Source organism: Mesorhizobium sp. M0244, from assembly GCF_040321795.1.
GTDB lineage: Bacteria > Pseudomonadota > Alphaproteobacteria > Rhizobiales > Rhizobiaceae > Mesorhizobium.
The window spans coordinates 34701-50761 of record NZ_JAMYSE010000020.1 but is presented as its reverse complement, the minus strand read 5'-3'; the positions used below and the strand labels follow the sequence as shown (position 1 = coordinate 50761).

Below are 16061 nucleotides of genomic sequence, written 5' to 3'. Positions count from 1 at the left end.
CGTCAGGCAGCCCTTTTCGAAAGCAGCAAGCGATAAAGTTCGACATATTTTTCGGCGCTTTTGTCCCACGACACATCGGCCTTCATGCCTTGCCGCTGCATCGACGTCCAGACCGTGGGGTTGGCATGCGCCTCGACAAGGCGGCGGATGGCATGCAGCAGGGCGCCGGCATTGGCCGGCGCAAACTGGAAGCCGGTCGCCACGCCGGCCGAGATGGCGGCTTCGTTGGCATCGATGACCGTGTCGGCAAGGCCGCCGGTGCGCGCGACGACCGGCACGCAGCCATAGCGCAGCCCGTAAAGCTGCGTCAGCCCGCAGGGTTCGAAGCGCGACGGGATGATAATGGCGTCGCAGCCGCCCTGCATGGTGTGTGAGAGCCCCTCGTCATAGCCGACGACGACGCCGATGCGGCCGCGATGGCGGGCTGCGGCTGCAAGCAATGCGCCTTCGAGACCGGCATCGCCGGACCCGAGGATTGCCAGCCGCGCACCTGCCGCGACGATACCGTCGACGGCCGCCGCCAATATGTCCATGCCCTTTTGCCAGGTCAGCCGGCTGACGACGCAAACGATCGGGCTGTCGTCGCGATCGAGGTTGAAGCGATCCTCGACCGCGGCCTTGTTGGGCATCCGCGCCTTGAGCGTCTTTGCTGTGTAGTTGGAAACCAGATGCTTGTCAGTTTCCGGGTTCCAGATCTCGGTATCGATGCCGTTGACGATGCCATGGAGATCGACGGAGCGCATGTTGATCAGCCCGTCGAGGCCCATGCCGAATTCGGGCAAGCGGATTTCCTGCGCATAGGTCGGGCTGACCGTGGTGATCGCCCAGGCGGCCTGCAGGCCGGCCTTGAGGAAGCCGACGCCGCCATAATATTCGACGCCGTCGAGCGCCATCGCCGCCGCCGGCAGGCCAAGCTCGCCAAAGATGCCGGCGCCGAACTGGCCCTGGAAGGCGAGGTTGTGCACGGTGATCATCGACGGCGTGCCGATCGCCTTGCCGTAGCGCATGTAGGCGAGCGTCATCGCCGACTGCCAGTCATGGGCATGGACGATATCGGGCAGGTAGCCCGAGATAGCGCCGCCGGCGATGTCGCCGCCGACCCGGCTCAACGCCGCGAACCGCCGCCAATTGTCCGGCCAGTCGGCGCCGGTCGCATTGCCGTATGGGCCGCCGGGACGGTCGAAAAGATGCGGCGCGTCGAGCACGAACAGGTCGAGCCCGGCGATCTGGACGGCATGCACCGAAGCTTTGCCGCCGTGCAGCAGCGGATATTGTTGAACCGCCTTCTTTTTCCTGAAGGCGTCCATCACCTGGGGATAGCCGGGGACGAGCGTGCGCATGGCGACGCCGTTGCCGGCCAGTGCCACGGGCAAGGCGCCGGTTACGTCGGCGAGCCCGCCGGTCTTGACCAGCGGAAAGATCTCGGGCGTCACCGACAGAACCTGCATGCACTACGATCCCAGCCTGTTGACCATGTCCTGCGTGACCAGGCAGATGCCTTTTTCCGAAACGCGGAAACGCTTGGCGTCGAGGACGGGATCCTCGCCGACCACCAGCCCCTCCGGAATCCTGACGCCGTGATCGATGACCACGCGCTTCAGCCTGGCGTTGCGGCCGACATGAACGTCGGGCAGCATGACGACCTCCTCCAGCGTCGAATAGGAATTGATGCGCGCGCCGGTGAAGATCAGGCTTCGCTTCAGCGAAGCGCCCGAGACGATGCAATCGCCCGAGACGAGGGACGAGACGGCCGACCCGCGGCGGCCATCCTCGTCATGGACGAACTTTGCCGGCGGCTTCAATTCGGCATACGTCCAGATCGGCCAGTCGCGGTCGTAGAGGTCGAGTTCCGGCGTGATGTCGGTCAGGTCGATATTGGCTTCCCAATAGGCGTCGACCGTGCCGACGTCGCGCCAATAGGCCTCGTTCTCGGCGGTCGAGCGCACGCAGGATTTGGCGAAACGATGGGCGATCGCCTTTCCGTGCTCGACGATGTAGGGGATGATATCCTTGCCGAAGTCGCGGCTCGAGCCGGGCTCCGCCGCATCGCGACGCAATTGCTCCATCAGGAACTTGGTCTTGAACACATAGATGCCCATCGAGGCCAGCGCAAAATCCGGTTTGTCGGGAATGCCGGGCGGATCGGCGGGCTTTTCGATGAAGGAGATGATGGTGTCCTTGGTGTCGACATGCATGACGCCGAAGCCGGTGGCTTCCATGCGCGGCACTTCGAGGCAGCCGACGGTGACATCGGCGCCAGCCTCGACATGCTGGCGAAGCATCAGCTCGTAGTCCATCTTGTAGATGTGGTCGCCGGCAAGGATGACCATGTATTCCGGCCCGTAGGCCTCGATGATGTCGATGTTCTGGTAGACGGCATCGGCGGTGCCCTCATACCATTGCGTTTCCGAGACGCGTTGGCTGGCCGGCAGGATGTCGAAGCTCTCGTTGCGCTCGGGCCGCAGGAAGTTCCAGCCGCGCTGCAAATGGCGGATCAGCGAATGCGCCTTGTACTGGGTGGCGACGCCGAGGCGGCGGATACCGGAATTGAGCGCGTTGGACAGCGCGAAATCGATGATGCGCGTCTTGCCGCCGAAATAGACCGCCGGCTTGGCGCGGCGGTCGGTCAGTTCCTTGAGCCGGCTGCCGCGGCCGCCGGCCAGCACATAAGCCATGGCGTCGCGTGCCAGCGGCTGGGTTCGTTTTATTTCAGCCATTCTTATCCTCCCACATTATTCGTTCAAGGACATAGCTCAGTCCGGGACGAATTCGAGCATGATCGTCGACAGCGGCGGCAAAAGCATCGTCGCCGAAATGCCTCCTCCCGCTTCCGCCTGGGCCTCGACGGCGCCGCTGTTGCCCTTGCCGGAACCGCCATAGTCCGTGGCATCGGTGTTGATGATCTCGCGCCATTTTCCGGGCTGCGGCAACGGCACGCGGTAATTGTCGCGCGGCACCGGCGTGAAGTTGGAAATGACGGCGACCGGATTGCCGCCCGGCGCGCTGCGCAGCCAGGCAAACACCGAATTCGCGCTGTCATCGACGATCAGCCAGGAAAAGCCCTCCGGCTCGCAGTCGCGGGCATGCAGCGCCGGGCGCGAGCGGTAGAGATAGTTGAGGTCGCGCACCGTCTGCCAGACGCCACGGTGGAGCCGGAAATCGAGCAGGTTCCAGTCGAGCGCGCGCGCCTCGCTCCACTCGCGGCGCTGCGCGAACTCCTGGCCCATGAACAACAGCTTCTTGCCGGGATAGCCCCACATGAAGGCGTAATAGGCGCGCAGCGTCGCGAATTTCTGCCAGTCGTCGCCGGCCATCTTGTTAAGCAGCGTGCCCTTGCCGTGCACGACCTCGTCATGGGACAGCGGCAGCACGAAATTCTCGCTGAAGGCGTAGACCAGGCCGAAGGTGATGTCGTTGTGGTGATGCTTGCGGAAGATCGGCTCCTTGGAGAAATACTCCAAAGTGTCGTGCATGAAGCCCATGTTCCACTTGAAGCCGAAGCCCAGTCCGCCTTCATGCACCGGCTGCGAGACTTTCGGCCACGAGGTCGATTCCTCGGCGATCGTCATCACGCCGGGATGGTGGCCGTAGACCTCCTTGTTCATACGCTGGAGGAAACTGACCGCCTCGAGATTCTCGCGCCCGCCCTTCTCGTTGGGTATCCATTCGCCCGCCTTGCGCGAATAATCGAGATAAAGCATCGAGGCGACCGCGTCGACGCGCAGACCATCGATGTGGTATTTTTCGGCCCAGAACAGCGCATTGTTGACAAGGAACGAAACCACTTCGCGACGGCCGAAATTGTAGATCGCGGTGTTCCAGTCGGGATGGAAGCCTTTGCGCGGATCGGCATGCTCATAGAGCGCGGTGCCGTCGAACTTTGCCAGCCCGTGTTCGTCAACCGGGAAATGCGCAGGCACCCAGTCGAGGATAACGCCGATGCCGGCACGATGGGCGCCGTCGACGAAGCGGGCAAAACCGTCCGGATCGCCAAAGCGGGCGCTCGGCGCATAAAGACCCGTCGTTTGGTAGCCCCAGGACGGGTCATAAGGGTGTTCGGAGATCGGCATGAATTCGATGTGGGTAAAACCCGTCTCGACGACATAGGGGATCAGCCGGTCAGCGAGTTCGTCCCATGACAGGAAGCTGCCATCGTCGTGAAGCCGCCATGAGCCGGCGTGGACCTCGTAGATCGATACGGCTTCGCGCCTAAGGTCGGCATTGCGCCAGTAGTTCCGGTGCGCCTCGTCACCCCATTCATGCGCCGGCGGCAGCGCCGTCACTGAAGCGGTGGCCGGGCGCAGTTCGGACTTGAAGGCGAACGGATCGGCCTTGAGCGGCAATCTCACGCCATCCGGCCCGATGATCTCGTATTTATAAGGGCGGCCAGCGCCGATGTCGGGAATGAACAGCTCCCAAATGCCGGTATCGCGACGGTCGCGCATGGTGTGCCGGCGGCCGTCCCACTCGTTGAAGTCGCCGACCACCGAGACGCGCCTTGCATTGGGCGCCCACACGGCGAAATGCACGCCGGACGCACCCTCATGATCGATGAGATGGGCGCCGAGCTTGTCGAACAGCCTGAGATGCGACCCTTCGGCGATGTAATAGTCGTCCAGCGGGCCGAGTACGGGACCGAAAGAATAGGGATCGGTCAGCCACCAGTCAGCGCCGGCATTCCTGGCGTGATAGCGCAGCGGCTGGCGTTTGCGCAGCGACAGTCTGCCTTCGAAGAAACCGCGATCGTCGCGCCTCGACAGCTCGCCAGCCTTCTTGCCGGTCAGCGTATAGGCGGTGACGGACTCTGCATGAGGGACGAAGCAGCGGGCGACAAAGCCCTTCTCCGCCTCATGCACCCCGAGCACGGCAAACGGGTCGCCATGCGTGCCGGCGACAATCGCCGCGACATCGCCGGCTGGCGCCAGTCCATCCGGCCCGCTTGTCGCAACGGTCGCGCGCGGCTTGCTCATCAGGCAGTGACCCTCCCCGGGCACCAAGTGTATGTTTCTAGTGGAGTTTTTAATTCGACATTCGCATGCCGCATGACCCTCCATCGGATGCGAAGGTCAAATTCACTCCACTAGGGCTACATTGTTCGTGGCCTCATGCAATCATATCAGGCGGGCACGTGCCAGATGTCTTTCGCATATTGGCGGATCGTTCGATCGGACGAGAACCAGCCGACGCGGGCGACATTGCGGATGGCTCTGGCGTACCAGTCCGGGCTGTTGCGCCAGACGGCATCGACATCGCGCTGGGTGGCGGCGTAGGCATCGAAATCCGCAGCGACCATGAACCAGTCGCTCTGGTAGAGGCCGTTGATCAGGTCCCGATAACGGTCCGGATCGTCAGGCGAGAAGACCCCGGACGAAACCGCGGCAAGCGCCTGCGCCAATTCAGGCGATCCCTCGATCACGGCGCGCGGATCGTAGCCATTGTTGCGCCGCTCGGCGACCTCATCGGTAGTCAGGCCGAAGATGAAGATGTTGTCGTCGCCGACGCATTCCTTGATCTCGACATTGGCGCCGTCGAGCGTGCCGATGGTCAGCGCGCCGTTCAGCGCGAACTTCATGTTGCCGGTGCCGGACGCTTCCATGCCGGCGGTCGATATCTGCTCCGAAAGATCGGCGGCCGGCATCATGATCTCGGCAACGCTGACATTATAGTTCGGCACGAACACCACTTTCAGCAAGCCGCGCACCGCCGGGTCGCGGTTGATGACCCTGGCGACGTCGTTGGCAAGTTTGATGATAAGCTTGGCGTTGTGATAGCTGGGCGCCGCCTTGCCGCCGAAGAACTTGACGCGAGGCATCCAATCGCGCTCCGGATGGGAGCGGATCTGGTCGTAAAGCGCGACCGCTTCGAGAATGTTCAAGAGCTGGCGCTTGTATTCGTGGATGCGCTTGACCTGGATGTCGAACAGCGCCGATGGGTCGACCTTGATGCCGAGCCGGTCGGCGACGAGATTGGCCAGCCGTGCCTTGTTCGCCCGTTTGACGGCAGCGAACTTGTCGCGGAAGGCGGCGTCTTCGGCAAAAGGGTCGAGCCCCTTTATCTCGTCGATGTCGTCGAGGAAGCCGTCGCCGATCGCCTCGCGGGTGAGTGCCGTGAGGCCGGGATTGCACTGGATCAGCCAGCGCCGCGGCGTGATCCCATTGGTCTTATTGTTGATGCGGTCCGGGTAGAGCTTGTGGAGATCGGCAAACACCGTCTCCTTCATCAGCTCGGTATGCAGCGCCGAGACGCCGTTGATCGAGTGCGAGCCGACAAAGGCCAGATTGCCCATGCGCACCCGGCGCTCGCCATTTTCCTGGATCAGCGAGATGTGGCTGATCTGCTCGTTCGAGAACTGGTCGGAGGCGCGCGCCTCGAGCAGCACTTCGGAGTTGATGGCGTAGACGATCTGCATGTGGCGCGGCAACAGCCGCTCGAACAGCGGCACCGGCCAGCTTTCGAGCGCTTCGGGAAGCAGCGTGTGATTGGTGTAGCCGAAGGTGCGCTTGGTGATACTCCAGGCCTGGTCGAAATCCATGCCGTGGACATCCATCAACAGGCGCATCAGCTCGGCCACGGCGATCGCCGGGTGGGTGTCGTTCAGATGGATCGCCGCCTTGTCGGGCAGCGACTTAAGGTCTCCATACTGGCTGAGATGGCGCTGGACGATGTCCTGCAGCGAGGCGGTGGAGAAGAAATACTCTTGCCTGAGCCGCAGCTCCTGGCCGGCCTTGTGGGAATCGGCCGGGTAAAGGACGCGCGACAAGGCATCGGCCTTGTTGCTTTCGGCGAGTGCGCCGATGTGATCGCCGGCGTTGAACTTGTCGAGCAGGATCGGATCGATCGGCATGCCGGACCACAGCCGCAGCGTGTTGACGCGGTTGGCCCGCCAGCCAACCACCGGCGTGTCGTAGGCGACAGCCAGAACATGTTCGGTCGGCTTCCAGACATGGCGCTCGAGCCTGCCGTCCTTCGAGGTGATCGATTCCACCGAGCCGCCGAAGCCGACCTCGAAGGAGCGCTCGCGGCGCTCGAACTCCCAGGGGTTGCCGTGATCGAGCCATGTCTCGGGCAGTTCGACCTGCCAGCCGTCATGGATCTCCTGCCGAAACATGCCGTTGGCGTAGCGAATGCCGTAGCCATGCGCGGGGATATTGACGGTCGCCATGCTTTCCATGAAGCAGGCGGCGAGCCGGCCAAGACCGCCATTGCCAAGGGCCGCGTCCGGTTCGAGCGCAGCCATGATGTCGAGGTCGACGCCAAGCGACGACAGCGCCTCGCGCATATTGTCCATCAGGCCGAGATTGGAGAAGGCATCGCGCATCAGGCGGCCGATGAGGAATTCCAGCGACAGGTAATAGACGCGCTTTTCCTGCTGGGCGTAGGCCTCTTGCGTCGCCTGCATCCAGTGATCGACGATGCGGTCACGCACAACCTTGATCGAGGCGGTGAGCCAATCGTACTGCGTTGCAACGCTGGTGCCCTTGCCGACCCTGTATTTGAGGGCCTGCAAGACTTCGTCGGCGAGTGTCTTGGGATCCGGGTTTTCGAGTGTGGGCAGAGGAGCTTCGGTTGTCATCGCGCGCGTCATGCTGCCTCTCGTGCGGTTGCTATGATCATACCGGCTTTCACCGTTCCTCCCAGCCCATGCTAGCGCATATCGCTATATGTTCAATCGATTAGGCGGCGACGGGTCGGCTTACCCCGCGGCAATTTGGCAAATTAAAGCGCGCCGCAGAGATCCAAACCGACGCGCTTCACGTTCTTGTTTTTGCATGTCGTTGTCCCAAACCGCTGCGCACTTTTGGGCGACATGCATCAGGCCGCCAGCACCGCCTCTGGCGGAAGCTTCGCTCCGGTCATGAAGGCGACGGCGTCGGACATCGTATATTGCTTGGGATCGATGACGCAGAGGCGACGGCCCAATCGATGGATATGAATGCGGTCCGCCACCTCGAAGACATGCGGCATGTTGTGCGAGATGAGCACGATCGGCAGGCCGCGCTTCTTGACGTCGAGGATCAGCTCGAGCACGCGGCGAGATTCCTTGACGCCGAGGGCCGCCGTTGGCTCGTCCATGATGACGACCTTCGAACCGAAGGCGGCAGCGCGCGCCACCGCTACGCCCTGACGCTGGCCGCCCGAGAGCGTTTCCACGGCCTGGCTGATGTTCTGGATGGTCATCAGGCCGAGTTCGGAGAGTTTGTCGCGGGCGCGCTTTTCCATCGCCCGGCGGTCCAGCATCCGAAACCATTGGCCGAGCAAGCCAGGTTTGCGGATCTCACGGCCAAGGAACATGTTGTCGGCGATGGAGAGCGCTGGTGACAGGGCGAGGTTCTGGTAGACGGTTTCGATGCCGGCATCGCGTGCCTCCATCGGCGACTTGAAGGACGTAACCTTGCCGTCAAGACGGATTTCGCCTTCATCAGCGGTGATGGCGCCGGAGATCGCCTTGATGAGCGACGACTTGCCGGCACCGTTGTCGCCGATCACCGCGAGGATTTCGCCGGCGTAGAGATCGAAATCCGCATTGTCGAGCGCGGTAACGCGGCCGTAACGCTTGACCAGACCGCGGGTTGTGAGGATGGGTTCGCGCGACATTAGCCTGCAACCTTTCTGATCCACTGATCGACCGCGACGGCACCGATGATGAGAACTCCGATCAGGAAGAACGTCCATTGCGGATCGGTGCCAATAAGCCGAAGTCCGAGCTGAAAGACGCCAACGATGAGCGCACCGAAGATCATGCCGAGGATCGAGCCGCGGCCGCCGAACAGTGAGGTGCCGCCGATCACCACGGCGGTGATGGATTCGATGTTGGCGAAAGCGCCCGCCGTGGGCGACACCGAGCCGATGCGGCCGATCAGCACCCAACCGGCGAAGGCGCAGATCAAGCCCGAGATCGTATAGACCTGGACCAGCATGCGCGGCACGCGCACGCCGGACAGATCGGCCGCGTCCGGATCGTCGCCCGTCGCGTAGACGTGGCGGCCCCAGGCCGTGTAATTGAGGATATACCAGAGCAGCAAGACGAGCAGCACCATGGTGACGACGCCGAGCGTGATGGTCGCCCCGACGAGGGACAGGCCGTCAAACAGCCATCTGACCGGCGGTACGTAGTCGCACACGAAGTTCTGCCAGAGGTGCCCGTCGCATTTGAGCTTGTTGCCGAACAATTGCAGAAGCGGAGCCTGGGCCTCGACGTCCTGGCCGCGGATCGTCTCGTTGCGGGAATAGAGGAAGTTGGCAGCCGAAAAGATCTGCCAGGTGCCAAGCGTCACGATGAAGGGCGGCAGCTTCATGTAGGCGATAAGGACGCCATTGATGAAACCGCACAGCGCGCCACAACCGAAGCCGCAGAGAAGGGACAACGGAACCGGCAAGCCATAGCGAAACGCGAATTGCCCCATCACCACCGACGACAGCACCATGATGGCGCCGACCGAAAGATCGATGCCGGCGGTGAGGATGACGAGGGTCTGCGCCGCCCCGATGATGCCGGTGATGGCCACCTGCTGAAGGATCAGCGTGAGCGCGAACCAGTTGAAGAATTTGGGACCGGCGAGGATACCGAAGATCAGGATCGACACCACCAGCACGATCAGCGGAACAGCCGCCTGGTTCGCATGGAGCGCATGCTGGAATTTTTCAATCGGCGACTTGCTGTGGGTATCGAAGCTCGCCACGGACGCGTCACTGTCAGCGAGAACCTTCTCGTACTCTTGCGGTCGCCCGGCGCTCGCCGATGCGTCGGTCATCTCGATTCCTCCCGCGATGTTGTTTCCTCCTTCGCGCAAAAGGGCGGCCTGGAGACCGCCCTCCCGCACGAAAACGATATTCGCGCTCTTAGTCAGCGCGTGTCAAATCAGCCCCAGCACTTGGCCAGGCCTTCCTTGGTGTCGATCGAGGGAACGCCTTCCACCGGATTGTCGGTGATCAGCGTGACGCCGGTGTCGAAGAAGGTCTTGCCTTCCGTCACCTTCGGCTTCTCGCCGGAGTCGGCGAACTTCTTGATGGCTTCCACGCCCATCGACGCCATCAGCAGCGGGTACTGCTGCGAGGTTCCACCGATGACGCCTTCGGCGACATTCTTCACACCCGGGCAGCCGCCGTCGACCGACATGATGAGAACATCTTTTTCCTTGCCGACCGCCTTGAGAGCTTCATAGGCACCCGCGGCCGCGGGCTCATTGATGGTGTGGATGACGTTGATCGTGGGGTCCTTCTGCAGAAGGTTTTCCATGGCCTGACGGCCGCCTTCCGGATTGCCGTTGGTATAGTCGTGGCCGACAATGCGCGGATCGTCCTCGTCACCGATCACGTTGACATCCTTCACGTCGATGCCGAAGCCCTTCATGAAGCCCTGGTCGCGCAGCACGTCAACGGTGACTTGCTTGGTATTGATGTCGAGGAAGCCGATACGGGCATCCTTGGCTTTGTCGCCGAGCTTGGCGGCGGCGTAGGCGCCGATCAGCCGGCCGGCTTCGAAGTTGTCGGTGGCCATGGTCTGGTCGGCGGCATCGATCGGGTCAAGCGGTGTATCGAGCGCGATCACGAGGATGCCGGCGTCACGCGCCTTCTTGATCGTCGGAACGATGGCCTTGCTGTCCGAAGGGGTGATCAGAATGCCCTTGACGCCATCCGCGATGCAGGTTTCGACCGCTGCGACCTGGCCTTCATTGTCGCCGTCGTCCTTGCCGGCATAGGCCTTGAGGCTGACACCGAGTTCGGTGGCTTTGGCTGTGGCACCTTCCTTCATCTTGACGAAGAAGGGATTGGTATCGGTTTTGGTAATCAGGCAGGCGCCGATGTCGGCGGCGTATGCAGGAGCGGCCAATACAACAAGGGCACTTGCGGTCGCGCCGAGCAACGCAGACTTCAGTACGGACGTTTTCATCAAGGTACTCCTCCCAGACAAGCCATGCAGCACCGGGCCACCCGGAGCCATCATGCAGGCGTTCGCGCACTCTTCCCAGTCGAGCGCCCTTATGCTGACGAAACACCAATCGCGATCGCCTGTCAATAATTAAATCACTCTTATTTATTATTGACAGCCTTGCATCGTTCCCCCATTCTGACCCAAAAGCATTGAGGGTAACGACGGAGGAACAGGGTGGAGACCGGCATTGCGAGGCACGGTTCGCCCGAGGCAGCCGAAAGCCATATTCACCGCGGAACCAACCAGAGCGGCATGCGGGACCACAATGAGCGGCTGGTGCTGTCGCTGGTGCGCCAGCACGGCAGCTTGGCCAAATCCGACATTGCACGCATGACGGGCCTTTCGGCGCAGACGGTCTCGGTCATCATGCGCGAGCTGGAGGAGGACGACCTGCTCGTCCGCCAGGCGCCGTTGCGCGGCAAGATCGGCCAGCCCTCGATCCCGATGGCGCTCAATCCCGACGGCGCCTATTTCATCGGCCTGAAGATCGGCCGCCGCAGCGCCGAGCTGGTGCTGATCGATTTCCTCGGCAACGTACGCTCGATGCTGCAGCATTCCTACCGCTATCCGGCGCCGCGCGAGACGGTGGAATTCGTCACAAGCGGCATGAAGAAGATGCGCGGCGAACTCACCCCGGCGCAGGACAAACGCATTGCCGGGCTTGGCATCGCGATGCCGTTCGAATTGTGGAACTGGGCCGACACCGCCGGCGCGCCGCGCGAAATCATGGACGAATGGCGCCATCGCGATATTCGCGGCGACATCCAGGCGCAATGCGAATTTCCAGTCTATCTGCAGAACGATGCCACCTCGGCCTGCGGCGCCGAGCTCGTGTTCGGCCAGACGGCGGGCGCGGCGCGCGATTTCGTCTATTTCTATATCGGCGCCTTTGCCGGCGGCGGCATCGTGCTGAACGGCCGGCTTTTTGGCGGCCCAACCGGCAATGCCGGCGCGCTGGGCTCGATGCCGGTGCCCGGGCCGGACGGCAAGCCGACGCAATTGATCGACGTGGCCTCGATCGCCACGCTGGAAAAGGCGCTCAACGCGCGTGGCGTCGAGGCGTCGCATCTGTGGACCTCGCCGCAGGACTGGGGCGAGATCGGCGCCGAGCTCGACGACTGGATCGCAAGCGCCTCGCAGGCGCTCGCCTATGCCATTGTTGCGGCGTCCTCCGTCATCGATTTCGAAGCCGCGGTGATCGACGGATGGATGCCGCTCGGCGTGCGCAGGCGGCTTGTCGATGCGGTCATCCAGGCCATCGGCAGGATCGACGGCGAAGGTCTGCGGCTTCCAGCCGTTCGCGAGGGAACGGTCGGCATCCATGCGCGGGCGCTGGGTGGTGCCAGCCTGCCGCTATCGGAGCGCTTCCTCATCGGCTCGACCACGATTTCCCGGAGCTTCTGAGCATGCTGATCGGCATCCCGGCGCTGCTCGGCCCGGAGCTTCTGGCGATATTGCGCGCAATGGGCCATGGCGACGAGATCGCGCTGGTCGACGGCAACTACCCGGCCGAGCAACAGGCACAACGGTTGATCCGCGCCGACGGTCATCATCTCGTCCCGGTGCTGGATGCCGTATTGAGCGTGTTGCCTGTCGACGACGCCGTGCCGCAGGCGCTGTTTCGCGCCTCGGCCAAAGGCGATCCCCTGCTCGCCGATCCGGTTCATCATGAGATCGAAGCGATCTGCGCCAGACGTGCGCCGGGCCGCAAGGTGGTTGCGCTTGCCGGCCCCGACTTCTATGCACGGGTCAAGGCCGCGCACGCGATCGTCGCGACGAGCGAGCCGCGGCTCTACGCCAACATCATCATTCGCAAGGGCGTGATCTATCCGCCGGAAAGCAACAATTCATGATTCTCTGCTGCGGCGAAGCCCTGATCGACATGCTGCCGCGCACCACAACCGACGGCGAGCCGGCCTTTGCCCCCTATGTCGGCGGTGCCGTGTTCAACACGGCAATTGCGCTCGGCCGGCTTGGCGCGCCGGCCGGCTTCTTCTCCGGCCTGTCGTCGGATCTGTTCGGCGGCCAGCTCAGGGAGGCGCTGGGGGCCAGCAAGGTCAGCTCGACCTATGCGCACACCTCACCACGACCGACCACGCTTGCCTTCGTGCGGCTCACCAACGGCCAGGCGACCTACACGTTCTACGACGAGAACACGGCCGGGCGCATGCTGACCATCGAGGACCTGCCGGAACTCGGCAGCGAGATCGAGGCGATGCTGTTCGGCGCCATCAGCCTGATCTCGGAACCCGCCGGATCGGCCTATGAGGAGTTCATGCGGCGCGAGCACGAGCACCGCGTGACGATGCTCGATCCCAACATCCGGCCAAACTTCATTCCCGACAAGGCCAGGCACCTCAGGCGCATCCGCAGCATGATGGCGATGGCCGATATCGTGAAACTGTCGGACGAGGATTTGAACTGGTTCGGCGAAGCCGGCTCGCATGAGGACGTCGTCCGCAACTGGCTGGATCGCGGCCCAAAGCTGATCGTCGTCACCCACGGCAGCGAAGGCGCGGTCGGTTACAGCAGCCAGCACCGGGTCACGGTCGTGCCGGACAAGGTGAAGGTGGTCGATACCGTCGGCGCCGGCGACACGTTCAATGCCGGCATTCTTGCCTCCTTGCACGAGCAGGGCCTGCTATCGAAGACGGCAATCGCCAGCCTGCCGGAAGAAGCCATCCACAAGGCGCTGACGCTCGGCGCCAAAGCCGCGGCGGTGACGGTATCGCGGGCCGGCGCCAACCCACCGTGGCGGCATGAAATCGCCTGACCGGCTGACAACAGCCTCATGGACTGCTTGCCGGCGATCACTTTATGTTTCGCCCAGCTGGTGAGGCGGGATACAAAGGCCACATCAGCAGGCCGAATCCCGGATTTCCCCGCGTTTAAGAGGGCAGATCGGAAATCAGAGGTAACAGGCTGCGACACTTGAGCAATTCTGGGTTTTGCCCTGCGGCTTTCTCGGCCGTGCCAAGTCTGCTACCAGCGGCCGGTTATCTGGCTAAAACCGTTTGAGGCCGACATGCAGTTCATCGATCTTGGCGCGCAGCGCGAACGCATCCGCGACAGGCTGAAGGCGGCAATCGACCGCGTCGTCGACGAGGGCCGCTATATTCTGGGGCCTCAGGTCACCGAATTCGAAAACAAGCTCGCCGCCTATATCGGCACCAAGCATGTGGTCGCTTGCGCCAACGGCACGGACGCGCTGCTGCTGCCGCTGTTTGCTGCCGGCATCGGCCCGGGCGATGCGGTGTTCGTGCCGAGCTTCACCTTTGCCGCCACAGCCGAAGTGGTGGCGCTGACCAAGGCCGAACCGGTGTTCGTCGACGTCGATGCCGACAGCTACAATATCGACATCGCCAGTCTCGCGGCGGCGATCGCCATGATCAAGGCGGAAGGCCGGCTGAAGCCGAAGGCGATCATTCCCGTCGACCTGTTCGGCCTCGCCGCCGATTACGAGGCGATCGTGGCCATCGCCAACCGGGAAGGCCTGATGGTCATCGAGGATGCGGCGCAGGCGACCGGCGGCTCGGCTGACGGCAAGATGTGCGGCTCGTTCGGCACCGTCGGCTCAACCAGCTTCTATCCGGCAAAACCGCTCGGCTGCTACGGCGACGGCGGTGCGATGTTCACCAATGACGATGCGCTGGCCGAACAGCTGCGCTCGTTCGCCTTCCACGGCAAGGGCGAAACGCAATACGACAATGTCCGCGTCGGCATCAACTCGCGGCTCGACACGCTGCAGGCGGCGATCCTGATCGAGAAGCTGGCCATTCTCGAAGACGAGATGGTGGCAAGGCAAGCGGTCGCCAATCGCTATGCCGAAGGTCTCGGCGATATCGTCAAGGCGGCGCGTAATCTGGGCGGCGGCCGCTCGGCCTGGGCGCAATACGCCATCGAAACGCCGAAGCGCGACGGGCTCAAGGCACATCTCGGCGATAAGGGCATTCCGTCGGTCATCTACTATGTGAAACCGTTGCACAGCCAGCTCGCCTATCGCGATTATCCGCGCACGCCGACCGGTCTTGCGGTTTCGGAAGACCTGCCAAAGCGCATCCTGTGCCTGCCGATGCATCCCTATCTGAGCGAGGCCGACCAGGACCGGATCATCGAAACGATCCGTAACTATATCGGTTCGAATTCGGCGCATGTGGCGGCAGCATAAATTCGAAAGTTTCAGAGAGTGGTCGCGGATTACATCGACGAGTTCATCATGTTCTGCGCCGGGTTGTGGATGGCTGGCGTCGGCTTTGGATTTCTCGCGGACCCCTCTCAAGCTCGACCCGGCCAGCAGCAAGCATGGTGGACCAACTTTGGGACCCACTTTAAATGGATGGGACCGCTCTTGATCCTAATCGCGATATTGCTCGCGTTCGCGGCACCTTCCTAGCGGACCGTGTTCGGCGGGCTATTCACGAGTTTGGTGTGATCAGCTTGAGCGACGGAAAGTAGGTACGGTAGCGGCCAACGTCGCGCGTGAGTAGCGGCAGCCCATTGACGGCGGCATGAGCACCGATGAAGAAATCAGGCAGCACGCCGGTGCGCAATCCCCCCGATCTCCGGTACTGCGTAAAAACCTTTCCCGCGAGGAACAGTGCTGCCCGTGGCATAGGAGCCACTTCGAGACCAGCTTCATCAACAAAGGCGTCGAGATCCTCGATGCGCTCGTATCGGACGGCAAGCTCTGCATAGACAGCATCGTTGATCAATAACGGGCCATTCAGGCTTTGCGCCTCAAGCTGGGCGATCGACCAGTCCGCCCAGTCCGGATCGTCCGTAACAAGATCAAGCAGAACGTTGGTGTCGACTAGCGTCACACGTCGCCACGCGTCAGTGCCATGATCGCGGCGGTACCGAGGCCCTTGCCGGCATGGCCGCGCAATTTCGCGAAGCGGCTCGCGGGCTGCTTCTTGTCACTTCGCGTTATCACGACGCTGCCGTCATCGGCGCGGCGGAAATCGACTCCGCTGCCCGGAACAATCCCAAGCAGTTCGCGAACCGGCTTTGGGATGGTCACCTGTCCCTTGGCTGTGACTTTGGTGGTCATGTTCACACCTCGGTAATACCAACAGCCAACAAGGTATTACCGGTCATGGTGGATTTCAACCGCTATATCCACATTCAT

The 16061-nt window shown here is 62.5% G+C and carries 14 protein-coding genes; 5 read left to right on the top strand and 9 right to left on the bottom strand.

The features are described from left to right. Positions 1 to 2 precede the first annotated feature (2 nt). The 7 genes from glgA to NKJ08_RS15105 form a co-directional block, all read right to left on the bottom strand. A complete protein-coding gene (gene glgA, locus NKJ08_RS15135; RefSeq protein WP_352782202.1) occupies positions 3 to 1448 on the bottom strand; it encodes a glycogen synthase GlgA in 1446 nt (481 codons plus the stop codon). 3 nt (positions 1449 to 1451) lie between these two features. Then, positions 1452 to 2717 (bottom strand): glucose-1-phosphate adenylyltransferase, encoded by a 1266-nt coding sequence (glgC, locus tag NKJ08_RS15130; RefSeq protein WP_352525595.1) that lies wholly within the window; start codon positions 2715 to 2717, stop codon positions 1452 to 1454. A 36-nt stretch (positions 2718 to 2753) separates the two neighbouring features. Next, the gene (gene glgB / locus NKJ08_RS15125; RefSeq protein WP_352776847.1) at positions 2754 to 4970 is read right to left on the bottom strand and encodes a 1,4-alpha-glucan branching protein GlgB; all 2217 of its coding nucleotides are present in this window, start codon (positions 4968 to 4970) and stop codon (positions 2754 to 2756) included. Between the two features lie 146 nt (positions 4971 to 5116). Beyond that, entirely contained in the window at positions 5117 to 7585 is a 2469-nt protein-coding gene (locus NKJ08_RS15120) for a glycogen/starch/alpha-glucan phosphorylase (protein WP_352782201.1), read from the bottom strand. A gap of 227 nt (positions 7586 to 7812) precedes the next feature. Beyond that, positions 7813 to 8595 carry an ATP-binding cassette domain-containing protein gene (locus NKJ08_RS15115; protein ID WP_352525590.1) on the bottom strand — a complete coding sequence of 261 codons (783 nt, stop codon included), beginning with the start codon at positions 8593 to 8595 and terminating at the stop codon, positions 7813 to 7815. Further along, on the bottom strand, positions 8595 to 9752 hold the full coding sequence (locus tag NKJ08_RS15110; RefSeq protein ID WP_352525589.1) for an ABC transporter permease: 1158 nt from the start codon (positions 9750 to 9752) through the stop codon (positions 8595 to 8597). The genes NKJ08_RS15115 and NKJ08_RS15110 overlap by 1 nt, the downstream gene beginning before the upstream one ends. 107 nt (positions 9753 to 9859) lie before the next feature. Next, complete coding sequence (locus tag NKJ08_RS15105) at positions 9860 to 10891, bottom strand: sugar ABC transporter substrate-binding protein (RefSeq protein WP_352525588.1); 1032 nt, start codon at positions 10889 to 10891, stop codon at positions 9860 to 9862. A 216-nt stretch (positions 10892 to 11107) separates the two neighbouring features. Here NKJ08_RS15105 and NKJ08_RS15100 point away from each other — a divergent pair, with 216 nt between their 5' ends. The 5 genes from NKJ08_RS15100 (at position 11108) to NKJ08_RS15080 (ending at position 15326) form a co-directional block, all read left to right on the top strand. Beyond that, a complete protein-coding gene (locus NKJ08_RS15100; protein WP_352525586.1) occupies positions 11108 to 12337 on the top strand; it encodes an ROK family transcriptional regulator in 1230 nt (409 codons plus the stop codon). 2 nt (positions 12338 to 12339) lie between these two features. Then, positions 12340 to 12786 carry an RbsD/FucU family protein gene (locus NKJ08_RS15095; RefSeq protein ID WP_352525585.1) on the top strand — a complete coding sequence of 149 codons (447 nt, stop codon included), beginning with the start codon at positions 12340 to 12342 and terminating at the stop codon, positions 12784 to 12786. After that, a complete protein-coding gene (locus tag NKJ08_RS15090; RefSeq protein WP_352525584.1) occupies positions 12783 to 13706 on the top strand; it encodes a carbohydrate kinase family protein in 924 nt (307 codons plus the stop codon). The genes NKJ08_RS15095 and NKJ08_RS15090 overlap by 4 nt, the downstream gene beginning before the upstream one ends. 252 nt (positions 13707 to 13958) lie before the next feature. Further along, positions 13959 to 15101, top strand: a complete 1143-nt coding sequence (locus NKJ08_RS15085) for a DegT/DnrJ/EryC1/StrS family aminotransferase (protein ID WP_352525582.1) — start codon at positions 13959 to 13961, stop codon at positions 15099 to 15101. An 18-nt stretch (positions 15102 to 15119) separates the two neighbouring features. Next, positions 15120 to 15326 (top strand): hypothetical protein, encoded by a 207-nt coding sequence (locus NKJ08_RS15080; protein ID WP_352525580.1) that lies wholly within the window; start codon positions 15120 to 15122, stop codon positions 15324 to 15326. Between the two features lie 22 nt (positions 15327 to 15348). On the opposite strand, the gene NKJ08_RS15075 is transcribed toward NKJ08_RS15080, so the two are convergent. Together NKJ08_RS15075 and NKJ08_RS15070 are read right to left on the bottom strand one after the other, a co-directional pair. Continuing rightward, the gene (locus NKJ08_RS15075; protein WP_352525579.1) at positions 15349 to 15753 is read right to left on the bottom strand and encodes a type II toxin-antitoxin system VapC family toxin; all 405 of its coding nucleotides are present in this window, start codon (positions 15751 to 15753) and stop codon (positions 15349 to 15351) included. Then, a complete protein-coding gene (locus NKJ08_RS15070; RefSeq protein WP_023679294.1) occupies positions 15750 to 15983 on the bottom strand; it encodes an AbrB/MazE/SpoVT family DNA-binding domain-containing protein in 234 nt (77 codons plus the stop codon). The genes NKJ08_RS15075 and NKJ08_RS15070 overlap by 4 nt, the downstream gene beginning before the upstream one ends. Between the last annotated feature and the right edge of the window lie 78 nt (positions 15984 to 16061).